At 47.9% G+C, this 19,064-nt stretch carries 19 protein-coding genes and 4 pseudogenes; 8 read left to right on the top strand and 15 right to left on the bottom strand.

The annotated features are described in order from the left end of the window. Window position 1 precedes the first annotated feature (1 nt). Window positions 2-562, bottom strand: coding sequence for a recombinase family protein (locus HK44_RS28885; protein WP_001161490.1), 561 nt, complete (start codon window positions 560-562; stop codon window positions 2-4). Window positions 563-871: 309 nt separating this feature from the next. On the opposite strand from HK44_RS28885, the gene HK44_RS28880 reads away from it, so the two are divergent. Continuing rightward, window positions 872-2,278: a methyl-accepting chemotaxis protein gene (locus HK44_RS28880; protein ID WP_019694531.1), complete on the top strand. Its 1,407-nt coding sequence runs from the start codon at window positions 872-874 to the stop codon at window positions 2,276-2,278. Next, window positions 2,275-2,517 carry a transposase gene (locus HK44_RS28875; RefSeq protein ID WP_000844627.1) on the top strand — a complete coding sequence of 81 codons (243 nt, stop codon included), beginning with the start codon at window positions 2,275-2,277 and terminating at the stop codon, window positions 2,515-2,517. The genes HK44_RS28880 and HK44_RS28875 overlap by 4 nt, the downstream gene beginning before the upstream one ends. Before the next feature lie 31 nt (window positions 2,518-2,548). Here HK44_RS28875 and tetR(A) read toward each other — a convergent pair whose 3' ends face one another. Then, window positions 2,549-3,199, bottom strand: coding sequence for a tetracycline resistance transcriptional repressor TetR(A) (gene tetR(A) / locus HK44_RS28870; protein ID WP_000164043.1), 651 nt, complete (start codon window positions 3,197-3,199; stop codon window positions 2,549-2,551). 105 nt (window positions 3,200-3,304) lie between these two features. On the opposite strand from tetR(A), the gene tet(A) reads away from it, so the two are divergent. After that, the gene (gene tet(A) / locus HK44_RS28865) at window positions 3,305-4,504 is read left to right on the top strand and encodes a tetracycline efflux MFS transporter Tet(A) (protein ID WP_000804064.1); all 1,200 of its coding nucleotides are present in this window, start codon (window positions 3,305-3,307) and stop codon (window positions 4,502-4,504) included. 2 nt (window positions 4,505-4,506) lie between these two features. Then, the gene (locus tag HK44_RS28860; RefSeq protein WP_019694532.1) at window positions 4,507-4,950 is read left to right on the top strand and encodes a dCMP deaminase family protein; all 444 of its coding nucleotides are present in this window, start codon (window positions 4,507-4,509) and stop codon (window positions 4,948-4,950) included. Window positions 4,951-4,990: 40 nt separating this feature from the next. Here HK44_RS28860 and fre read toward each other — a convergent pair whose 3' ends face one another. From fre to HK44_RS28840, 4 genes and pseudogenes are all read right to left on the bottom strand, one after another. Then, complete coding sequence (gene fre / locus HK44_RS28855; protein ID WP_012535170.1) at window positions 4,991-5,701, bottom strand: NAD(P)H-flavin reductase; 711 nt, start codon at window positions 5,699-5,701, stop codon at window positions 4,991-4,993. Window positions 5,702-5,704: 3 nt separating this feature from the next. Further along, window positions 5,705-6,841: a long-chain-fatty-acid--luciferin-component ligase gene (locus tag HK44_RS28850; RefSeq protein WP_005423445.1), complete on the bottom strand. Its 1,137-nt coding sequence runs from the start codon at window positions 6,839-6,841 to the stop codon at window positions 5,705-5,707. A 74-nt stretch (window positions 6,842-6,915) separates the two neighbouring features. Beyond that, complete coding sequence (locus HK44_RS28845; RefSeq protein WP_005423450.1) at window positions 6,916-7,896, bottom strand: alkanal monooxygenase; 981 nt, start codon at window positions 7,894-7,896, stop codon at window positions 6,916-6,918. Between the two features lie 38 nt (window positions 7,897-7,934). Then, window positions 7,935-8,813, bottom strand: a pseudogene (locus HK44_RS28840) (LLM class flavin-dependent oxidoreductase); the annotation flags it as partial. A 69-nt stretch (window positions 8,814-8,882) separates the two neighbouring features. On the opposite strand from HK44_RS28840, the gene HK44_RS28835 reads away from it, so the two are divergent. Further along, on the top strand, window positions 8,883-9,860 hold the full coding sequence (locus HK44_RS28835; RefSeq protein WP_024264756.1) for an IS5 family transposase: 978 nt from the start codon (window positions 8,883-8,885) through the stop codon (window positions 9,858-9,860). A gap of 132 nt (window positions 9,861-9,992) precedes the next feature. Here the strand turns inward: HK44_RS28835 and HK44_RS28830 are convergent. The 5 genes and pseudogenes from HK44_RS28830 to HK44_RS28810 form a co-directional block, all read right to left on the bottom strand. Further along, window positions 9,993-10,193: pseudogene (locus HK44_RS28830) on the bottom strand (LLM class flavin-dependent oxidoreductase); the annotation flags it as partial. A gap of 30 nt (window positions 10,194-10,223) precedes the next feature. Continuing rightward, on the bottom strand, window positions 10,224-11,147 hold the full coding sequence (locus HK44_RS28825) for an acyl transferase (RefSeq protein ID WP_080690702.1): 924 nt from the start codon (window positions 11,145-11,147) through the stop codon (window positions 10,224-10,226). Between the two features lie 14 nt (window positions 11,148-11,161). After that, the gene (locus HK44_RS28820) at window positions 11,162-12,601 is read right to left on the bottom strand and encodes an aldehyde dehydrogenase family protein (RefSeq protein ID WP_080690701.1); all 1,440 of its coding nucleotides are present in this window, start codon (window positions 12,599-12,601) and stop codon (window positions 11,162-11,164) included. 53 nt (window positions 12,602-12,654) lie between these two features. Further along, complete coding sequence (locus HK44_RS28815) at window positions 12,655-13,203, bottom strand: acyl-homoserine-lactone synthase (RefSeq protein ID WP_080690700.1); 549 nt, start codon at window positions 13,201-13,203, stop codon at window positions 12,655-12,657. A gap of 203 nt (window positions 13,204-13,406) precedes the next feature. Continuing rightward, window positions 13,407-13,796: pseudogene (locus tag HK44_RS28810) on the bottom strand (salicylate 1-monooxygenase); the annotation flags it as partial. 151 nt (window positions 13,797-13,947) lie between these two features. Between HK44_RS28810 and nahR the strand changes: the two are divergent. From nahR to HK44_RS28795, 3 genes and pseudogenes are all read left to right on the top strand, one after another. Then, window positions 13,948-14,850: an HTH-type transcriptional activator NahR gene (gene nahR / locus HK44_RS28805; RefSeq protein WP_011117383.1), complete on the top strand. Its 903-nt coding sequence runs from the start codon at window positions 13,948-13,950 to the stop codon at window positions 14,848-14,850. Window positions 14,851-14,897: 47 nt separating this feature from the next. Next, window positions 14,898-15,289: pseudogene (locus HK44_RS28800) on the top strand (IS30 family transposase); the annotation flags it as partial. Window positions 15,290-15,477: 188 nt separating this feature from the next. Then, complete coding sequence (locus HK44_RS28795; RefSeq protein WP_011154427.1) at window positions 15,478-16,434, top strand: tyrosine-type recombinase/integrase; 957 nt, start codon at window positions 15,478-15,480, stop codon at window positions 16,432-16,434. 343 nt (window positions 16,435-16,777) lie between these two features. Here the strand turns inward: HK44_RS28795 and HK44_RS30810 are convergent, their stop codons facing one another. From HK44_RS30810 to HK44_RS28775, 4 genes are all read right to left on the bottom strand, one after another. After that, window positions 16,778-17,317, bottom strand: a complete 540-nt coding sequence (locus tag HK44_RS30810) for an ultraviolet light resistance protein B (protein ID WP_011117434.1) — start codon at window positions 17,315-17,317, stop codon at window positions 16,778-16,780. Window positions 17,318-17,335: 18 nt separating this feature from the next. Next, on the bottom strand, window positions 17,336-17,731 hold the full coding sequence (locus HK44_RS28785) for a LexA family protein (RefSeq protein ID WP_011117435.1): 396 nt from the start codon (window positions 17,729-17,731) through the stop codon (window positions 17,336-17,338). Window positions 17,732-18,315: 584 nt separating this feature from the next. Next, on the bottom strand, window positions 18,316-18,612 hold the full coding sequence (locus tag HK44_RS28780) for an addiction module antidote protein (protein WP_011117436.1): 297 nt from the start codon (window positions 18,610-18,612) through the stop codon (window positions 18,316-18,318). Further along, the gene (locus tag HK44_RS28775) at window positions 18,609-18,911 is read right to left on the bottom strand and encodes a type II toxin-antitoxin system RelE/ParE family toxin (protein ID WP_011117437.1); all 303 of its coding nucleotides are present in this window, start codon (window positions 18,909-18,911) and stop codon (window positions 18,609-18,611) included. Before HK44_RS28775 ends, HK44_RS28780 begins: the two co-directional genes overlap by 4 nt. Window positions 18,912-19,064 lie beyond the last annotated feature (153 nt).

The raw sequence follows: 19,064 nt of genomic DNA, 5'->3' as shown, positions 1-19,064 counted from the left end.
GTCAGTCGTCCGTGCGGAGGTACTGGTAGAGGGTTTCCCGGCTGATGTTGAACTCGCGGGCAAGCTGCGCCTTGGGCTCGCCGGCCGTCGCTCGCTGCCGCAGGGTAGCAGCCTGCTCATCGGACAGGGCTTTCTTGCGGCCCCGGTACGCGCCACGCTGCTTGGCCAAGGCGATGCCCTCACGCTGCCGCTCGCGGATCAGGGCGCGCTCGAACTCAGCGAAGGCCCCCATCACCGACAGCATCAGGTTGGCCATCGGCGAGTCCTCGCCAGTGAACACCAGGCCCTCCTTCAGGAACTCGATGCGCACGCCGCGCTGAGTCAGCTTCTGTACCAAGCGACGCAGGTCATCGAGGTTGCGGGCCAGCCGATCCATGCTGTGCACCACCACTGTATCGCCTTCGCGGACGAAGCTCAGCAGCGCTTCGAGCTGGGGGCGCTGGGTGTCCTTGCCCGATGCCTTGTCGGTGAACACCTTGCTCACCTGGGTTTGTTCCAGCTGGCGTTCCGGGTTCTGGTCAAAGCTGCTGACCCGGACGTAGCCGATGCGGTGCCCCTGCACGATGTCTCCTTGGTTGAAGGCGGCTTAAGTGCACTTTCTGTTCCGTTGTGCCTCAAAGCCCATTTCTGTCAGGCTGAAATCTATAACCTTCGCGGGCATGTGTCAAAAAATGGGAAAGCAGACTCTATTCTGACGAAGCGGCGCGGCCCTGCCTGACATCAAGTTAGGGTATAGCCTAGATTGACATGCGCGATGCAACCCTTAACTTGCTTGCACCTATCGTTTCCATGCTAGCTTTATCGTAACGCTCAAGAAATTGGGCTTAATGCCGAAAACAATAAAATAAAACAGCCAACCCTTGAGGTTCTTATGCGCCAGAATTTACCAGTGACGGGTCGAAACTTAGAACTCCCAAAAGATGCCAATATTCTTTCGACTACCTCCCCTCAAAGCCATATCACGTACGTTAATCCTGACTTCATTAAAATCAGTGGTTTCACTGAGGAAGAACTATTAGGCCAGCCTCACAACATCGTAAGACACCCAGATATGCCGCCTGCTGCATTTGAGCATATGTGGAGTACATTAAAATCTGGCCGCTCATGGATGGGGCTAGTAAAAAATCGCTGTAAAAATGGCGACCACTATTGGGTAAGTGCTTATGTAACGCCAATAGCTAAGAATGGTTCGATTGTTGAATACCAGTCTGTAAGGACCAAGCCTGAACCTGAGCAGGTTTTGGCTGCGGAAAAATTATATGCTCAATTGAGAAGCGGGAAGGCCGCGAGGCCGAAATTGGCTGCTAGCTTTTCCGTGAAAATACTCTTGCTCATATGGGGTAGTATTATATCAAGCGCAATGGCTGCCGGCATGCTTACTGATACATCAATAAGCAGCTTATTGTTAGCCACTTTAATGTCAGGAAGCTTAAGCTCTGTTAGTGTTTTGGCTATTCTCTCTCCTCTTGGAAGACTGGTTGAAAGAGCCAGGAATATTTCCAATAACCCATTAAGTCAATCCCTCTACACTGGGCGCACCGATGAGTTTGGCCAAATAGAGTTTGCTTTACGAATGATGCAAGCTGAAACAGGCGCCATAGTAGGTCGCATAGGTGATGCATCAAATCGGCTTAGCGAACACACCCGAGGCCTACTAAAGGATATTGAGTCAAGCAATGTACTTACAGTTGAGCAGCAGGCAGAGACAGATCAAATAGCAACGGCAGTAAACCAAATGGTGGCAAGCATTCAAGAGGTTGCGAGCAATGCACAGCATGCTGCAGATGCGGCCGGAAGAGCAGACACTGAGACGGCATCTGGCCAGCGTCTGGTAGCCCACACAAGCCAGTCAATCACTGCCCTTGAAGGTGAAATTAGGCAAGCCACTCAGGTTATTCATGAGCTTGAAGGTCAAAGTAACGAGATATCAAAAGTTCTTGACGTTATACGAGGGATCGCCGAGCAAACGAATTTGTTGGCACTCAACGCAGCAATTGAGGCCGCGCGTGCTGGTGAGCAGGGGCGTGGTTTTGCTGTTGTCGCCGATGAGGTTCGCAGTCTTGCTGCTCGCACACAGCAATCGACAACGGATATTCAAAGCATGATCAGCGCTCTACAAGAGCGAGCGCAATCCGCTGTTACAGTCATGGAGCAAAGTAGTCGGCAAGCGCACACGAGTGTAGCTCACGCAGAGGAAGCAGCTACAGCTCTTGATGGAATTGGCCAACGCGTTAATTCTGCGGGCTCCCCTATCTCATCTGCGCAAGGCAGAACGTGAAGACGGCCGCCCTGGACCTCGCCCGCGAGCGCCAGGCGCACGAGGCCGGCGCGCGGACCCGCGCCACGGCCCACGAGCGGACGCCGCAGCAGGAGCGCCAGAAGGCCGCCAGAGAGGCCGAGCGCGGCCGTGAGGCTTGGACGCTAGGGCAGGGCATGAAAAAGCCCGTAGCGGGCTGCTACGGGCGTCTGACGCGGTGGAAAGGGGGAGGGGATGTTGTCTACATGGCTCTGCTGTAGTGAGTGGGTTGCGCTCCGGCAGCGGTCCTGATCAATCGTCACCCTTTCTCGGTCCTTCAACGTTCCTGACAACGAGCCTCCTTTTCGCCAATCCATCGACAATCACCGCGAGTCCCTGCTCGAACGCTGCGTCCGGACCGGCTTCGTCGAAGGCGTCTATCGCGGCCCGCAACAGCGGCGAGAGCGGAGCCTGTTCAACGGTGCCGCCGCGCTCGCCGGCATCGCTGTCGCCGGCCTGCTCCTCAAGCACGGCCCCAACAGTGAAGTAGCTGATTGTCATCAGCGCATTGACGGCGTCCCCGGCCGAAAAACCCGCCTCGCAGAGGAAGCGAAGCTGCGCGTCGGCCGTTTCCATCTGCGGTGCGCCCGGTCGCGTGCCGGCATGGATGCGCGCGCCATCGCGGTAGGCGAGCAGCGCCTGCCTGAAGCTGCGGGCATTCCCGATCAGAAATGAGCGCCAGTCGTCGTCGGCTCTCGGCACCGAATGCGTATGATTCTCCGCCAGCATGGCTTCGGCCAGTGCGTCGAGCAGCGCCCGCTTGTTCCTGAAGTGCCAGTAAAGCGCCGGCTGCTGAACCCCCAACCGTTCCGCCAGTTTGCGTGTCGTCAGACCGTCTACGCCGACCTCGTTCAACAGGTCCAGGGCGGCACGGATCACTGTATTCGGCTGCAACTTTGTCATGCTTGACACTTTATCACTGATAAACATAATATGTCCACCAACTTATCAGTGATAAAGAATCCGCGCGTTCAATCGGACCAGCGGAGGCTGGTCCGGAGGCCAGACGTGAAACCCAACAGACCCCTGATCGTAATTCTGAGCACTGTCGCGCTCGACGCTGTCGGCATCGGCCTGATTATGCCGGTGCTGCCGGGCCTCCTGCGCGATCTGGTTCACTCGAACGACGTCACCGCCCACTATGGCATTCTGCTGGCGCTGTATGCGTTGATGCAATTTGCCTGCGCACCTGTGCTGGGCGCGCTGTCGGATCGTTTCGGGCGGCGGCCGGTCTTGCTCGTCTCGCTGGCCGGCGCTGCTGTCGACTACGCCATCATGGCGACGGCGCCTTTCCTTTGGGTTCTCTATATCGGGCGGATCGTGGCCGGCATCACCGGGGCGACTGGGGCGGTAGCCGGCGCTTATATTGCCGATATCACTGATGGCGATGAGCGCGCGCGGCACTTCGGCTTCATGAGCGCCTGTTTCGGGTTCGGGATGGTCGCGGGACCTGTGCTCGGTGGGCTGATGGGCGGTTTCTCCCCCCACGCTCCGTTCTTCGCCGCGGCAGCCTTGAACGGCCTCAATTTCCTGACGGGCTGTTTCCTTTTGCCGGAGTCGCACAAAGGCGAACGCCGGCCGTTACGCCGGGAGGCTCTCAACCCGCTCGCTTCGTTCCGGTGGGCCCGGGGCATGACCGTCGTCGCCGCCCTGATGGCGGTCTTCTTCATCATGCAACTTGTCGGACAGGTGCCGGCCGCGCTTTGGGTCATTTTCGGCGAGGATCGCTTTCACTGGGACGCGACCACGATCGGCATTTCGCTTGCCGCATTTGGCATTCTGCATTCACTCGCCCAGGCAATGATCACCGGCCCTGTAGCCGCCCGGCTCGGCGAAAGGCGGGCACTCATGCTCGGAATGATTGCCGACGGCACAGGCTACATCCTGCTTGCCTTCGCGACACGGGGATGGATGGCGTTCCCGATCATGGTCCTGCTTGCTTCGGGTGGCATCGGAATGCCGGCGCTGCAAGCAATGTTGTCCAGGCAGGTGGATGAGGAACGTCAGGGGCAGCTGCAAGGCTCACTGGCGGCGCTCACCAGCCTGACCTCGATCGTCGGACCCCTCCTCTTCACGGCGATCTATGCGGCTTCTATAACAACGTGGAACGGGTGGGCATGGATTGCAGGCGCTGCCCTCTACTTGCTCTGCCTGCCGGCGCTGCGTCGCGGGCTTTGGAGCGGCGCAGGGCAACGAGCCGATCGCTGATCGTGGAAACGATAGGCCTATGCCATGCGGGTCAAGGCGACTTCCGGCAAGCTATACGGGGGCGGGATCCGTCGACTCAAGTTGGTGCAGTAATCACCAAGCATAACCGTATTGTTTCTGTTGGATTTAATGGCTACCCACATGGTGTATCAGACAGTGCAGATACAGATGAACGTGAAATTAAATATTTAAAAACACTTCATGCTGAAGAAAATGCCATTTTATTTGCCAAGCGTGATTTAGAAGGTTGCGATATTTGGGTTACTCACTTCCCTTGTCCAAACTGCGCAGCAAAAATCATCCAAACAGGAATATCAAAAGTATATTGCCCTGAACAAACTGAAGACTTCTTATCTCGTTGGGGTGAAAAAATTCAAGTGAGCCAAGATATGTTCTCTCAGGCGGGAGTTGAAGTAACTTGGTTACCCTTGGACACATTGAAATAATAAAAAAGCCGGATTAATAATCTGGCTTTTTATATTCTCTTTATACGTATGCAAAAGCATCGGCAAACATCTGTTCTGACTTTGCTTTTTTCTCTTCAATTAATTTTTCTTTTGCTGTTTTAGCCATCATGAAGGGTCCACAAACATAAATATCAAAATAAGTAAGATCAGTAAAATCTTCCATGACAGCATCAAGAACAGTGCCTTTTCTCCCTATCCATTCTTCACTTTTATCTTCAATAACAGGAATATAATGAAAGTTTTTGTTGTTTAGTGATAAGTTTAGTAACTCTTCATCTTCATACAAAAGAGAACTGTCTTTTACTCCCCAGTAAAGATAAATATCTTGAGGTATATTCCTATTTAAGCAATTTGTTAGAATGCTATTTATATATGATAAACCTGTACCTCCCGCAATTAATAGCAATGGGTTATTACTTTCAGACCGTAACCAAGCGTTTCCATGGGGAGCATCTAACTCAATTGCGACTTCCTCAACAAGAGCATCGACAAAATATTCGATAATATCCAATGAGCAGTCTCTATTCGAACTACCAATATGCAATTCTATTTCGTAATTTTTTGTCGGGCAATTCGCAATTGAAAAAGGGCATTTTTTCCCATTAATCGTGACCATTACAAATTGTCCAGCGATGAACTTTATTGGTGAATTTACAGTAATAAATACCTTATATATATTATTTCTTATTGACGCTAATACTATTTTTGAAACTCTACCATCAACAATCATAACTTAATCCTTGATATTCTTTTGTATGACATTAGCCATAGAGAGCGCGCATCCTTTTTGCGCACGTGTATTTAAGCGCCGAACAATCTCAACAGTTACCCCTGGGTAAGGATCTGGTTCTCTAATTTCTTTTACAATACCGATATCATCAGTAACAATAAAAGCAGGGTAAGCAGTTGATGAGGCGTCCATATAACTTAACAACCCGATCTCACCATCTGCTACGGGTTTCAAGGTTTCAGGATCAAGAGCCCGAGCATATACCCACGGTGGAACATGTTTTCTTTGAAATTCATCTTCAAAAAAACAAGTATTAAGCTCAACTTGATTAAAGGTATCTCTAATTTGATTAATCTTGTCGAGTTGGAAAGTATCCATTAATAATTGATTAAAATCAGCACGATCTAAAGAGTCATTCTGATTAGATTTCCATCCTCCACCAGTAATAATATGTACTCTATCTCCTCCTTTAAATTCAATATTGTTTTCTTTCATATATTGGCACAAAAGATACACAAAAAATGGTGGCCCAATTAAGCAAATGTCTTTTTTACTATTCTTAATTCTAAATAGATGTTTTACTGTTTTTTCAAAATCTATTTTGTCATTATCAACTGTAAATTCAGTCGGATAAAGTAACTCGACCAAACTCATGACATATTTAAACCAAATATTATTTGTATTGAATCTATCTGGTCCTAAATTTATCAATTCCATTTGATGCTCAAACCAATCTCCAACGTATTTCATTCCGAAGTTGACAGAACCAAGCAAGCGTTCAATGCTAAGACGATCACGTGCAATATGACTTTTTACTCCACGAGTTCCACTACTTGTATACCAATTTTCAATGTCCTCGGCTGTGACAGTATGTAATTTCTTATATTTAAAAACAGATGTTGGAAACACGGGTATTTCATCAATAGTGTGTAAATTATCACTCACATGCTGATTGATACAATAATTTCTATATTCTTCATTTCTATTGTAGTGAAAATAAAAAGCCTCACGAACTAATTTATCCCGTATTTCTTTTTGCTCTTCAAATGACCACTCTTGTGGTTTCGTCATAAAGATAAGATCATCAATTTCTGAACTAGCAATGATTTGATTTCTTTTATATTCAGTATGGACAGTCATACCCTCTCCAGTAATACCTAATATCAACAGAAATTTAAAAAGGCAATCTAATATAGAAATTGCCTTTAATTTTATTATGGTAAATTCATTTCGATTTTTTGGTTCAACATATCAATAATATCTTTTACATCTTTAATATCGGACATTGATTCAAAGGATAATAAAATATTTTTAGACCCTGTTTTTTCCACTGCTAATTTTGTCGATTCATAATAGTCATCATGAGACCCAACTGCATTCTCTTCAATAATGCAGTTAATTTTTTCATCTCTGTCCATTTGAGGGTAAGTTTCAGTGATATAGTCTTTTAAGTATTCTCTCACTTCTTCTTGAGCCGTACTTCTATCAGCATTTAAGTTCGCAATTACAGTTAATTGATGATCAACATCCGAAATATCAATACCATATTGTTGTGCTGTTTTATTATATAGAATTGCATAGCGTTCTTTGGTTTCTAAATTATCCTCCCACTTAAATGTTAAAGGCAGTGCCTTTTTCGCTGCCCACATGACGACTTCTTTTGATGTAGCGGATACATATTGCTTAGGTCCATTCTCACTGTAACAGTGTGGATTAATTGAAACCTTTGGAAAATCATAAAAGTCGTTTTGGGGATGACAATAACCTGTAGTTAATGCGTCATTAATTATTTCATAGCATGCTTCAAATTGTTGTTGCCTTGATGAGATATGACGTCTAAAAAATTCCATTTCGAAATCACTTTCGCAGTCACTAAAACCAAGAATGAAGCGTCCCTCTGACATTTGATCTAATAAACTGGCTTCTTCTGCTACACGTACAGGGTGATGGGTGGTAATTACTTGATTTAATGAACCAATATGTAATTTATTTGTTAACCCTAATAAAAAACCAGCTGCGGTAATAGGTGCTCCAACAATACCATTTTTTGAAAAGTGATGTTCATTAACAAAGGCAGTATTAAAATGATATTTAGTTGAATCAATTAACGTGACAGTCTTTACCATATTATCCAACGTTTCTTCAGATGTTATTCCATCTTTCTGAAAGTTTAGAAAAAATAATCCAAATTTCATAACTTGTTCCTTATTATCTCTAGTATCAAATAAGTAATTTATTTAGGTTCTTTTAAGAAAGGAGCGACTTGTGTCATAAAGCGTCGCATGGAAGCAATTATTTCATCTTCAGTTCCATTAGCTTCAAATCCGCATGTAATGTTTGTAATACCCGTTGCATCAATATCACGTTGAATGATTTCAATACACTGCTCAGGAGTGCCTACAGGGTTAATACCATTGCTATAATCAACACGTCGATTGGTGTTTGTATGTCCTTGTAAAACAAAATCACGCCATTGACCTTTATGATAATCATAACCACGAGTTTGATTGCTATCATTAAAGATATTGGTCGCATTTACATATGAGTCATACCAATTTTTCAGAAACTCCCGACAAACATCTTGCGCCTTTTGTGCATCATCATCAACAGAACAAATATAAGTCATACAATGATCTATTTTAGATATATCATGACCATATTCTGTCGCAATTTCATTATAGAGTTCCATCTGTGCTTTTTTTTCATTAGTACCAATAATCCAACTAAGAACCATTGGTAGCCCTTGTATTGCTAGCCATTCTGTCGTACTTGCGGACTCAGCAGTCATACAGGTTGGTACATTTTTTGAGTACACTTTGGGATATACATCAACCTTAGGAAATTGAATGTAATCACTATCAGAGCTAATGGTTCCTGTCTGTAAGCTTTCCATTATCATCTGGTAGAAATTTTGAGTAATTGCTCGAGACTCTTCCATATCAACACCAAATACTCGAAAATCTTTATGGTATAGCCCTCGAACGGTTCCAAAATTAAAACGACCTTTCGACATTTGATCTAATAATAAAACGTCTTCTAACTGTCGAACTGGGTGTGCTGTCGGAATAACAACCCCCATAGTGCCAACATTTAATGTTTTAGTTCTTCCTAAGGAAACTCTGAAAAAGACTTCCAACTCTGGTGAAATACCCCCTCACACGAATCGACCGGTTGAGCCCCGATGAAACAGATGTCCTTCGCCGATGCCGAGTATGCCGGCAAACGTAAGCAAACCCGCCGTGAGCGCTTCCTGATCGAGATGGATCAAGTCGTGCCCTGGAAGGGGTTGATTGCCTTGATCGAACCGCATTATCCAAAGGGTGAAGGCGGTCGTCCGGCGTATCCGTTGCTGGCCATGTTGCGGGTTCATCTGATGCAGAACTGGTTCGGCTACAGCGATCCGGCGATGGAGGAATCGCTGTATGAAACGATGATCCTGCGTCAGTTTGCAGGGCTGCATCTGGATCGAATTCCTGACGAAACCACGATCCTCAACTTCCGCCGCTTGCTGGAGAAGCATGACCTGGCGGGCGGGATTTTGCAGGTTATCAACGGTTATCTGGGTGAGCGTGGATTGATGTTGCGCCACGGAACGATAGTGGATGCGACGATCATTCATGCCCCCAGCTCAACCAAGAATAAAGACAAGAAACGCGATCCCGAGATGCATCAGACCAAGAAAGGAAATCAGTACTATTTTGGAATGAAATCCCACATTGGCGTCGATGCGGATTCGGGCTTGGTTCATAGCGTGGTCGGTACTCCTGCCAACGTGGCGGACGTGACACAAGTGGATCAACTGCTTCATGGGGAAGAGGTTCACGTCTGTGGCGATGCCGGTTACACCGGGGTGCAGAAGCGCCCGGAACATCAGGATCGCAAGATGATCTGGTCGATTTCTGCACGGCCCAGTTCGTACAAAGAGCATGGCAAAGACACGGTGATCGGCAGTGCGCTACGCGGAATTGAGTATGCGAAAGCGCAAGTCAGAGCCAAGGTTGAGCACCCATTTCGAGTGATCAAGCGCCAGTTTGGCTATACGAAAGTGCGCTTTCGTGGTCTGACGAAAAACATCGCTCAACAGACGACGTTGTTCGCCTTGTCGAACTTGTGGATGGTGCGAAAACGATTGTTGAATGCAGGAGAGGTGCGCCTGTAATGCGGGCTAATCGCCCTGAAACAGCGCGATTAGAGGAAAAATCATGAATTAAAGAGTGGAAAGGTCTGCTTTTCGACCAAATCAGCGTTTTTTGAACCTCACGCAGAGAAGGCATCAAAAATCGGTGGGTACTTCAGAACTTCCTAACAGGTTAGCCGCAGCAACAAATAAATTTCCCGTAAGACCAAACTCTGTAAAATGATGTTCTAAGGTCCAATATGTATCAAACCCTACCTCTTCTGAGGCGATACCAAGCCGAACAAAGCGATCCATTACTTGCTTATGAGTTTCACCTGGTGGTTGATACGAAAAACAAATATTTCCAAACTTCATACTCTATTCCTTTTTGGTGATTCTGTTTATTTAAGCCAATTCTAATAATTCATTTTCAATTTCATTTTTTAATCTACGCTCCTTAACAGTAATACTTGTAACGTCCTCAAATCGAGGTTCAATAATGTCTATCTCTAAATCCAATAAACCATCATCTAATGCTAAGGCTGCCTTCGTCACTGATTGATAAAAATTTCTTAATACAACCAAATTTTCCCCAAGATCATGTGAACTTCCAATTAGCGAATAGAGCTTACAATTACTAGATTCAATGCTATCAATGAGCTCTATAACTTCACTTTGCTTTACCCAACTATCATCGTTTGCAGTAAAAGCAATAAATGGAATCGCTAATCCTTTAACACTATTAAGTGTCGAGTCTAACGTGTCCCAATTATGTTTAAAGCAATCTGTAACAAAGACCTCCGATCCTAAATTATGACCTTCAAAGTCAAGATCTTCTGGTAACTCTGAAATAGGTAATTGCAAATAGTCATACTCCAATGCTTTTTCTAATGTATCTCTAAGATTAACGACACCTACGGCCGTAATTAAAAATGATAATTTAATTTTATTTACTACCTCATAGGCGATTCTCGCTGACAAACTAGCAGCAATCAGCCCTATTCGTTCGACACCATGATCTGTAAGCCAATCTACGACTGTAAGCAGGCTATTTTTTCCAATCGACATCGTAAATTCATTTATACATCCACTGCTTAATCCAACATGATGCAAAGAATCGTAGCGAATGACATGAAAACCGTTAGTAGATAAATACTCAGCAAGACCTGCAAAATGATCCATTCTTCTAGCAAAACCCGAAGCAATAAGTATTGTATGTTTTTTCTCTGGTACGTTCTTTTTAGGGAGTGTTTCCCAAACTCGGATAGACTGACCATTATCAAGCTTGATGATGTGATCAATCGTAAAAAAAGCACTTTCATCTTTCATATAATTTCCTTTAACTATGGGACAAAAACTAAAAACTTATCTTCCTCTAAGTAACGTGTTTGTTCGATTTCAACCGCAACATCTTTTGTCGTATAATTAAATGGTCTCTCATGCGATACAAACCTAACTAGGTACTGGAGAGGAGATAATGAATCATGAGCCCCTCCAACTCTGAAAATATTATTCATGCCTGATTCAACAATTCTTTCAACTCCACTTCTTGCTAATTTATCTCGATATTTTAATGACGCTTCCCAAGGATAAATAGAAACAGTTTGTGTTCTATTTTTATTAACAAAAGGAATTATCTCTTTAATATCAGATACTTGATGAACATACACACTTCGTGATAGCGGTTGATTTCCAAAGCTATTTGTAGGTGATACGACTATTAACCAAGCTTGCTTATCTCCCTTTCTCACTTCATATCCAGCAAATAGACTTTCTTTTTCAGTAAGAGTAAACGCCGCTTTTTCATCAAAACTATTTGAACCTTTTGGTAAAATTTTCGCGTATCGATCTAGCTGTTTTTCAAGTTCATTTAAAAATAAAGGTAAATTATCTCCTATATAATAAACGTCTTGAGTAGAGAAGCAGGCTTGCTGGTCATAGAAACAAATATCATGAGCAACCCCCATTGCTGCGGCTTCTATATCTTTAGGAGCTTCAATAATACTTAAGCTTTTCTTTGGTCCAAATTTCAGAATATCGACATGCGGTGGTGAATATTTTACCGCCCATTTAATCGCCTCGTCTCCACCCCAAGCAATAACCACGTCGGCATGATTCATTATTCTTTGAGATAGAGTCATATCTTCATCATGCGGCCAATACATAACAGACATTGATTTGGTTATTGGATGGTCTGCATTAACATCAATAAAACTGGAAACTAAAGCGTTTGCAGTAAAAGGATCTGAAGACGAAGTTTTAATAATGCACTCATTTTTTGTTAAAATAGCACGCAAAATAGATGTCACTCCTGATAATGGAACATTACCAGCTAACAAGTGAACAGAAACACCTTTCGGTTGTGCTTTAACATAGCAATCACCACGTGGAAGCCATTCATCTAATACGTGTATAGAGCCCAAATCATAATTAACAATGTCATACAAAGCACTTTTAGAGCACAATAACATTGCAATCCAATTCGCTTCTAATCTTGCCATTTCATCAGAATAACCAAGATATGTTTTTAACTCACGGATATAGGTTCGTCGCCGATTATATTCTTCACTTTTCCATCGTTGACCAACGGTATATAAAAAATTCACAATCTGATTTAAATTTAGATTAATTCTATCTTTGATATTTAATGTTTTTGAAACTGAACTTTCAGTAATGACAGATAATTTTACTCTATTATCATTATTTAGTTTAACTTCTTTATATGCATAATTATCAAAATCTTGAATCATTCCATTAATTATCATTGGAATACATTTATTCATTATTTTCCCTATAATATACTTAGTATTTAAAATAAATTAATGATTTAACAACATTAATTTAAGACTGCTTTTTTAAACTGTTCATTAATAGGCATAGACAATACAACCGATTTAGTATCACCTAATACATGAATTTCTTTGTCTCCAATACGATGACAAGGAACTTTAATACGCTTTAAAAATCGCTCTATTGCTGTTGATGTTACTGTTACATATTCTGTAATACCTTGACTAACAGCGTGTTTATATATAGCTTCAAATAGTTTCATTGTAATTTCACTAGCAGAGTTATTTATCTTTGAGCTATTTTTACCTACAGCAAAACGACTTAATTCGACTATATTAGGATCTTTGGGAGCACTCTGTTGACCAAGCAATTCAGGAAAAACACTTTTCAGCATATAATCACCTGTTGTAGGTAATAAACGCCAGCATCCACTTACATTTTCAGTATCATCACAAGCATAAATATATTCTGCATTTGAGTTATCATACTCATCTGATTCAAGGTTATTTTCTACAACTAAGTCCCACTCAAGTCTTTGCTTAAACACTTGATAACGAAGACTTAGAATACCTTTATACCTGACTCTTATACACAAGTAGCGTCCTGAACGGAACCTTTCCCGTTTTCCAGGATCTGATCTTCCATGTGACCTCCTAACATGGTAACGTTCATGATAACTTCTGCTCTTCATCGTGCGGCCGACTGGGCTAAATCTGTGTTCTCTTCGGCGGCGCTGGGTGATCCTCGCCGTACTGCCCGCTTGGTTCGGGATCCCGCACGAGAACACCGTTAGCTTAGCGTACGATTTTTTCCGAATTCTGCGGTTCCCCCTACTAGGGCATCGAGGAAATCCGCCCGGTGTACCGAGGACTGGCCCACGCCCGGAGCGATGGTCGCTCCCAGATAGCTGGCATCCCTGCCGCGCCGCCACTCGAACCACACGTCCTCCCAGGGCTCCGAGGTACGGTCGGCGACCTGCAAGTAGGCCTCGCCCAAGCCTAGGCCGACAATGGCGCGCACCGCGTTGGGGCCAAAGGAAACTCCTGCACCGACCTCACCAAAAGCCGGCGCGCACTCGAACAGCTGTACTTGGAGATGGGAGTAGCGACAGAGCTCCAGAGCCAAGGCAACGCCGGAAATCCCGCCGCCGATGATACCGATGCGCAAGCCAGGTTTATTGTTTTTCATGCTGGTACTCATGATGGTTTTACAGTTGACTGTTAATAACCATAACGGAGTAAAGAATATTGATAAAGACACCGACCACTATACAATATATTATAAGCGTGAATATTGCTGCCTGCCAGGCGGGACGCCGGCATAACCCGAGCGAGGCTCCATGGAACTGCGTGATCTGGATTTAAACCTGCTGGTGGTGTTCAACGAGCTGCTGGTCTGCAGACGCGTCTCTATCGTTGCCGAGAACCTGGGCCTGACCCAGCCTGCTGTCAGCAATGCGCTGAAACGCCTGCGCACAGCGCTACAGGACCAACTTTTCGTGCGCACCTACCAGGGTATGGAACCCACACCCTACGCCGCGAACTTGGCCGAGCCCGTCGCCTTGGCCATGCACGCCCTGCGCGAAGCCCTGCAGCACCATGAGCGCTTCGATCCGCTGACCAGCGAGCGTACTTTCACCCTGGCCATGACCGACATCGGCGAGATCTACTTCATGCCGCGGCTGATGGATGCGATTACTCTTCAAGCCCCCAATTGCGCGATCAGCACCGTGCGCGACAGTTCGATGAGCCTGATGCAAGCCTTGCAGAACGGCACAGTGGACCTAGCCGTGGGCCTGCTGCCCAACCTGCAGACTGGCTTCTTCCAGCGCCGGCTGCTCCACAATCACTACGTGTGCCTGTGTCGCAAGGACCATCCGGCCACCCGCGAACCCCTGACTCTTGAGCGCTTCTGTTCCTATGGCCACGTGCGTGTCATCGCCGCTGGCACAGGCCACGGCGAGGTGGACACATACTTGACGAAGGCCGGCATCCGGCGCGACATCCGCCTGGAGGTGCCGCACTTCGTCGCCGTTGGCCACATACTCCAGCGCACCGAGCTGCTCGCCACTGTGCCGATACGTTTCGCCGACTGCTGCGTAGAGCCCTTCGGTCTGAGCGTCTTGCCGCACCCAGTCGCCTTGCCGGAAATCGCCATCAACATGTTCTGGCATGCGAAATACCACCAGGACCTCGCCAATATCTGGTTGCGGCAACTGATGTTCGACCTGTTTTCTGATTGAGAAGAAATCCGAGCTGATCAATACGGTCGACAGTGATCTTACGCAGCCCGCTTGCACCTGGCTACGGGGCTGTTAGCATGTCCAGCGCACTGAAGAAAACAGTGACCTTCCTGTCGAACTGTGGCGATCTTTGACATGGGATCGAGGTAAAGAGCTATCAGATAACGCTCGATTTACAATCGAATCCGGAGTAAAGGTTTTCTTTGCCGACCCCCATAGTCCATAGCAGCGCGGTACGAACGAAAATACGAATGGTCTTCTACGGCAATACTTCCCGAAAGGTACCGATCTGTCTCGATGGGGAGCCCAGGAGATCCAATCCGTAGCTCGTGTGCTGAACACGAGACCCCGGAAAACACTCGGTTGGAAAACACCTGCCGAAGCACTGAATGAGTATCTAAAATCTATCCAACAATCCAGTGTTGCGACGACCGGTTGAATTCGCCCTGGCTGCCACGGTCGCTGCGCCGGAACGCTCCGATGAGCTCGAGATCCTCCAACAGTAAGGCTTTGGCTTTTTGCCGTGGCCGCCCGTGCACCCGCTCAATACCCCGCAATGTCTTGCGTACCGTGGCGCTGGCAGTAGGGTCAGGAAAACCCTGATAGCGCCTGGGGACATTCCCTGCTTTGAGCCTCAGAGACGCACGGCTGGAGGCTGACAAGTACCGGCTCGATATCGCCCGTGGCGTCGATCCAGCCGCTGAGCGTGCGAAGGCCAAAGCCGCCAAAGCCTCACGAACGACAACGAGCCACACGTTTCGGTCTTCGGCGGAAAGGTACATACGCACGCATTCGTCGAGTTGGTCTAAGAAGCATCACCAGCAATGGCAGAATTCACTCACGAAGCATGTCTACCCTGTCATAGGCGGATTTCGGATAGCCGAGGTCGACACGGACGATATCCTGGATGTGCTGACGCCGATCTGGAGCAAGACCCCCGTCACGGCTGACCGCGTCCGGAATCGCATAGAGCTCGTGCTCGATGCAGCGAAGGCACTGAAGCTTCGGCAAGGTGAAAACCCCGCACGGTGGCGTGGTCATCTCGACAAGCTCTTGCCCAAGCAATCGCATACGGTAGTCCCCTTCCCGTCTCCGACACCTTTACGCACTGCCGAGCTGTTGGCTAGGCTCGATTCCCTGGATGGGGCAGCAGCTCGTGCTGTTGAATTCGCAATTCTGACTGCGACCCGTAACCAAGAGGTGAGCGGGGCCCAGTGGCCGGAAATAGATTGGGAAGAGAAAATCTGGTACATCCCAGCAGAACGCATGAAAGCGGGCAAGGCTCACCGGGTACCCCTTACCGAGCAAATGCTCGAGGTGCTACGGCAGCAGGTCGGAAAGCATGACAAGTGGATATTTCTCAACTCCTGGCGAACAGGCCCCATTCCCGGCAATGCCATGGCCAGGGTGCTCGCTCAGCTCCAGGTCGATGGCGTCGTACCGCATGGGTTCAGATCTACTTTTCGGACGTGGGCTGCGGAAGAAACCGATCACCAGCGAGAGGTTTGCGAAATGGCTCTCGCGCATACCCTCAACAGTAAGGTTGAAGCAGCATATACTTCGGACTTCCCTGCCTTGGTTTGAGTGGCGCCTGTTGAGTGTTCACGCCAGGTGCAACATCGCTGCTCGAGGGAGCGCTGTTACCACCAGCCTGGACGCTGCCGGCCTCGGCTGTCTTCTCTTCGATACAACCTTCAGTCATCTGATGAGAAACACTCGCCGCACCCTCCAGGGCCTCGTTCGTAGCATCTGCATCATCAGCGGAAGGGATGGACGCGGAGCCACCCTCGCCACCGAAGAGGTTCGGGCCAAAATCCATTACGGTGTCGTCCTGAGGTGTTTGCATGTTGGGTACTCCTTTTCTGTTCGGGCTTTAACCTATGAAATCACCCTTCCAGAAAATCCCAACCCTCACGTCTCCTCAGCATCACGGGCCTGCATTTTTGCCTTCACCCGATTCTCCAGCCTCTTTGCTACATCCACAACAAAGGCACAGCTCCTGCCCGGCGGCCTTCTCCAGGTCAACAGTGATAGTGCTACTCCCGCGCAGTGAGGACAGCTCGGCAGCGATCAAAGCCCGTTGTGCCACGGTGAGCTGCCGTCGATAGAGGTTCAGAGAGAGGACATAACCCAGGGCATCATCAATTGAATACTGTTCCACGGCACTGACCAGGGACGCTGTAGCCATTGCCATCCTGTGCGATAACTCGCCGTAGAGCGTGTAATTGCTGCTGAACGCTGCAACACCGTTGCGCTCCAGAAATGCCCGGATCTTGAAATAAGGATCTCCCATCTTCAAACCAAGCTCCTTGGCCTCATTGGTGCAAGCAACGATGCAGCCATCCGAGTTCGAAAGAACCACCACTGGTTTACCCCTCAGCTCGGGCCGGAAAATGCGCTCGCAGCTGCAGTAAAACTTGTTCGCGTCGACCAGGCTGAACACAGGTCGCCGGGGTTCAAAGTTCATGAGGCGACAGACTCCAAGTCACGACGCCAAACACTTCGTACTGTATTCGTCGGGAGTGACGGCCTTGTATGTCGGGGTTGCTGATTCGAGTGTCCACCCTGCAGCTGACTTGGCCAGCCGCTTTACCACGGGTTGGTTGTCGACGTACGCCATCACAATGTGTCCGGAACACGCCGTCACTGTCCGGTCGATGATCAAACGGGTTCCGGTGAAAATTCCGGCATCGCGCATGCTCTCGCCTTCGACTTTCACGATCCAGATATGTGGTGCGCGAATGTTCAACAGTTCGTCGAGCGAAATGGGCGGTTCGTAATAATCAGCCGCTGGGCTGGGAAATCCACCGGCAGCGGTGCAGGACAACAGTTGAAGCGGGACGCCAGATCCCAAGAGAGGCTGGATTGCTACGACTTTCATAAATCACCGGAATACTGTTTGCATGTACAGTAATCCAGCCTTTACGCGACAGCCAGCGGGAAGTGATGGAAGGAACGACAACCTGCAGGCGTGCCCCCTTCGGGGGGCGGCTCTCGTGAACCAAGCCTTGGCCAAAAGCGCGCCAGGTCTTGGCCCTTCGGGCTTCGATCCTCACGTCTCCGGCCTGCGCGCTCCGCTTGCCGGTCCTTCCGCATCACCAGGTAGGCTCATCATCATCGGAAGGTAGCGGATCGCCCCAATGGCCTATCCGCCGCCCGGCCTTGCCTACAAGGGGCTTTCGCGGCATATCCTTGTCGCTTCGCGCCTGCGGTATTCCACGACCCCTTGCACGCGGCCAGGCTCTGGATAGTCCGGGCTTACCGCGACCTTCCGAAGCTGACGAGCAGACCCACCACCGGCAGCGCGCTCCAGTCCCAAGAGTTTTGATGCAGCCTGCGGCTGCTGCTTTGAAAAGCGTTTATTTCCCGCGCCCAACACTCGGCCTCTGAGCAGCCCGGCAGAGCGGCGTCGGCAAGACATTTTGAAAAAAACCGCACAACGGCGGGTTTGAGTCAGCGCAACGTTTACCCGTTGGCTAGGTCGACGTGCTGTTTTGCTGTCATGTCCAGGCCTACCGCACGCATCACGCCGATCATGGTTTTCAATGTCGGATTGCCGTTTTTCAGATTGTAGAGGTGTGCGCGGGTGACGCCTGCCTCTTCTGCAATTGAGGTCATGCCTTTGGCGCGAGCTACCACGCTCAGCGCTTGCGCGATAAAGGAGGCATCCCCCGATTCGAAAGCATCAGCCATAAAGATGGCGATAGATTCCGCGTCAGTGAGTAATTCCGCTGGATCGTATTCGTAAATTGGTTCTTTCATTCGTCTGCACTCCACTGGCTTGCCAGAGTTTTAGCGGTTTCTATATCCCGCGCCTGACTGCTTTTATCCCCACCGCAGAGCAATAGGACCAGCTGATCGCCGCGCTGCTGGAAATACACCCGGTAACCGGGGCCATGATGAATTCGCAACTCACTGACGCCTTGACCTACTGGCTGCACGTCACCGACCAACCCGTGGGCTACCCGCAGCACCCGCGCCGCGATAATCAGTTTGGCCTTCTTGTCACGCAGTTTGCGTTCCCAAGTCATGTAAGTGGCGGTTTGGATAATCGTTTTCATGGGTATAAGTGTATTATATATATGACACATAGTCGAGCGGAATGGCCTATTCTCGCATGCGAAAAAGTAAATAAATAGTCATATTGGATGATACTTATAGTTTACTATGTTTGTGTTTGTTGAGATAATTTCTCCGTCGAAGCAATCCTGCTT

Source organism: Pseudomonas fluorescens HK44, assembly GCF_000217955.3.
Taxonomy (GTDB): Bacteria; Pseudomonadota; Gammaproteobacteria; order Pseudomonadales; family Pseudomonadaceae; genus Aquipseudomonas; species Aquipseudomonas fluorescens_AQ.
The sequence above is the reverse complement of the archived record's forward strand: the minus strand, read 5'-3'. Positions and strand labels throughout refer to the sequence as shown.